2 protein-coding genes and 2 pseudogenes are annotated in these 1,581 nt (G+C 54.1%); 2 read left to right on the plus strand and 2 right to left on the minus strand.

Annotated elements, in window-relative coordinates:
• The coding region (locus ACP7E0_RS34845) for a transposase domain-containing protein (protein ID WP_426130868.1) at positions 1–111 on the plus strand (111 nt) is incomplete at its 5' end.
• Here the strand turns inward: ACP7E0_RS34845 and ACP7E0_RS34850 are convergent.
• Positions 108–248: a hypothetical protein gene (locus ACP7E0_RS34850; protein WP_426131917.1), complete on the minus strand. Its 141-nt coding sequence runs from the start codon at positions 246–248 to the stop codon at positions 108–110. The two genes, ACP7E0_RS34845 and ACP7E0_RS34850, sit on opposite strands and share 4 nt — an antisense overlap.
• A gap of 401 nt (positions 249–649) precedes the next feature.
• Positions 650–1,138: pseudogene (locus ACP7E0_RS34855) on the minus strand (YqaA family protein).
• A gap of 210 nt (positions 1,139–1,348) precedes the next feature.
• Between ACP7E0_RS34855 and ACP7E0_RS34860 the strand changes: the two are divergent.
• Positions 1,349–1,581, plus strand: a pseudogene (locus ACP7E0_RS34860) (hypothetical protein); the annotation flags it as partial.

Genomic DNA, 1,581 nt, shown 5'->3' on the forward strand with positions numbered 1-1,581 from the left:
GATCCGCTCGACTGGCTCTCCCAGACATTGACCCGCATCGCTCAAGGCTGGCCAGTATCAGAGCTCGAGGCGCTTATGCCCTGGAACTTCAGGCCTGACGCCATCAGCTAACCGCTTACCTTTGACATGTCCATCTCGGACTTGCACTTTTCCGGATAGGCCATCTGCGCGAAAGAGGTGGTTGGCATAATGGCGAGTATTGAAAGAGCGCCTGCTGCAGCGAGCGAATATTTTACGAGGGTTTTCATCTCTGTTCTCCTGATTGGATTCACATATTTGAATTCGGCAAATCAACCAGGGAGCTTTGGAGGGGGATGGAATCCACGCACGAGCAGGAACGGACTAAGTTCGTTCAGGATTGGCGTAACCGGTCGGGGGACGACTGCATGCGTATCTGCACACGGCGGCTCTGCCAGAATCGGGCAGCAGTGCAAGTTAGAGCAGCATCCAGCATGATGAACGGATGTTGGAGCGTGATGGCCAGACTCCGAGACCGACGGACAATTGTGGTTGGCGCTGAATTGCCCAGCCACCGCCACGCCGTGGAGGTTCACCATCATGACGCACAGGGCCATAATGCGGGCCAAGCGGTAAAGGATTCTTAGAACGGGCATGGACGCGCAATTCCCTTCGCCTGCAAACGCGCTTTTCAGAAGAATGTTCCCTCCCCGTTGGTCATCGAAACTTCGAACCCGAGGACTGCCATTGTGCCCAGCGTTGCCGCCGCGAGTATGAGGTAACGACCAGTCTTTGCCACCGTCACGAGGATTACGAAGGACCACAGGGGCTCTCGCAACAATCCGGCTACAACCGTCAGCGCATCCCGAATAGTGGCATCCAGGACAACAACAACGACCATCGCCCATACCGCCGATACCAACCACTGACTCTTTCCAGCGAGGGCTTCTTCACCGGAAACCAAGCCCTGTCCTGAAAGCGATCAATGAACCGGCCGAGAACCCAGTTGCACACTGCTCCCAGAATGTTTCCGACACTTGCGACGATGATGAGTCCGAGCACCGAGAATCTACCCGAAACGAGCAAGCCGATGAACACCGGTTCGGACTGAAACGGCAAAATCGTCGCTGCGCCGAAGGCGACCAGAAAAAAGCTCGATATAGGCCGTTAAGTGACTCACTTAATGCAACCCGCATATCTCAGATATATTCCGCAATTCCCTTTTGAAATCCTGTTGACCTTACTATCGTTGGAACCTCTACAAAGGTTCTTCACGACGTGTCGCACGGGATGGGTTCTTGTGTGATGCCACATAAACGACGTGAATCATCGGCTAGATGAAGCTCGCAATTGACAACTTCCGGGCTGATGGTAGTCCTCGGACATGGGTATGTATCGAATCACATTGGCAAAAATGCTGGTTCTGCTTCGGGTGGTGATCATCGCATCACTGGCTGGATACTCATTGCCTGCTGCTACGGCGGCAATGCATGGATCGATAGCGACATCCACGACCGTCCAATCTCACGACCACCACGACATGACAAACGGCGACCACGTCCATGGAGACGAGAGCGCCTCCCCGGATGACATGGAGAAAATTGCAAAGCAGGAGTGCTGTAA

This window comes from Pararhizobium sp. PWRC1-1, from assembly GCF_049897905.1.
Lineage (GTDB): Bacteria > Pseudomonadota > Alphaproteobacteria > Rhizobiales > Rhizobiaceae > Pararhizobium.